Here is a 1,794-nt window from a genome sequence, read left to right on the forward strand (position 1 = left end):
TTTGTACGTTAGAATTTGTTATGCACCGGGAATTATACAACTGGTTTTTAGATCAGATTTACGATGCCAATAAAGTGCGCCCAAACCAATACGAATTTGCTCGTTTGAACTTGAATTATACCGTAATGAGCAAACGAAAACTCTTGCAATTAGTTCAAGACAAAGTGGTAAACGGTTGGGACGATCCACGAATGCCTACGATTTCAGGATTGCGTCGTCGTGGTTATACGGCAAAATCTATACGTAATTTCTGTGAAACTATTGGCGTTGCCAAACGGGAGAATATCATTGATGTATCACTTTTGGATTTTTGTTTGCGCGAAGATTTAAACAAAACAGCTCCACGAGTTATGGCGGTTTTAGATCCAATAAAACTCGTTATTACTAATTATCCATCGGATAAAATAGAATGGCTTGATGCCGAAAATAATCAAGAAGATGAAAGCGCAGGTTTCAGGAAAGTACCTTTTTCTCGTGAATTATATATCGAAAGAGAAGACTTTTTAGAAATTGCACCAGCTAAATTTTTCCGTTTAAGTTTAGGTAACGAAGTACGTTTAAAAAACGGTTATATAATTAAAGGAGAAAGTGTTACAAAAGACGATTTGGGAAATATCACCGAGATTCAAGCCAGTTATGATGACGATTCTCGTTCCGGAAGCGGAAGCGAAGCCAGCCAACGAAAAGTTGCCGGAACATTGCATTGGGTTTCAATTCAACATGCTATTCAAGCAGAAGTTCGTTTGTACGACAGACTTTTTATAGACGAAGCACCAGACAGTCACAAGGAGAAAAACTTTCTAGATTTTAGGAATAAATCTTCGCTTGAAATCGTGAAAGGATTTGTAGAACCCAGTCTTTCGGATGTAAAACCAAATGATAAATTCCAATTTCAACGTTTGGGTTATTTTAATGTAGACAAAGATTCCACGGCTTCAAAATTAGTATTCAACAAAACGGTTGGGCTTAAAGATGCTTGGGAAGAGAAAGGCAAAAAAGAAGAGAATTTATTGATGAATTCATTGAAAGAAATTAATAAATATTTTAAAGTTGATACTAAAGAGGAGAGAATAGTTATTCAAAATGCCATTGGAGAAAGTATAAAAAGCATTGAAAATTTCAGTTTATTGATAAATTCAATTCATAAAAACATCAATAATAATAAAAGTTCCTTGTTGTTTGCTAATTTTATTTTAAAGTATTCTAATAAGATAAAGTATTCTGATTTAGAAACTGAATCTTTGATAAAATTTTATAAGATGTCTATAAAAAGCGAGTCTTCATTTGTTAGATATGAAGCAATCAAAAATTTGAAAATTGATGTTGAAAATTTTTCTAATTTTCAACATCAATTAGTAGAATTGAAAAACATTGAAAAAAACGAAGCTGTTTTAGAATTGTTAAGCGGTTTTTAATTTCTCTCCAATAAATTCTTTGTTTACTATTTACTGTTTACTGTAAACAGTAAATAGTAAACAAATTTTTAAGCTGTTTTACCAATATTGTTATTGCTTATGATAAAGCCTTTCAGTATAAATTTTAGCAATCAAAAACCACCTTCACAAATTACTTTTAAGGTGGTTTTATTAAATAAACAACACTTATTATAACTTGGCATAAAAGCGTATTTCAAACCGCTTTATTTCGATTTCTCCCTTGAATTTCGCTTAAGTGTTGAGAAATTGGTATCTTTATATAACAAAACACAAAATCATGTCCAAGAACACAGACAACACTTTAGTCGCTCTTTTGATAGCAGCAGGAATTGGAGCAACAATCGGAATTTTGTTTGCG

At 32.1% G+C, this 1,794-nt stretch carries 1 protein-coding gene; it reads left to right on the forward strand.

Annotated elements, in window-relative coordinates:
- A partial coding sequence (locus tag RMO70_RS13105) for a glutamate--tRNA ligase family protein (protein ID WP_310556887.1) occupies positions 1-1,415 on the forward strand: 1,415 nt, incomplete at its 5' end.
- Positions 1,416-1,794 lie beyond the last annotated feature (379 nt).

The sequence above is a fragment of the Flavobacterium sp. genome, assembly GCF_031422135.1.
Lineage (GTDB): Bacteria > Bacteroidota > Bacteroidia > Flavobacteriales > Flavobacteriaceae > Flavobacterium.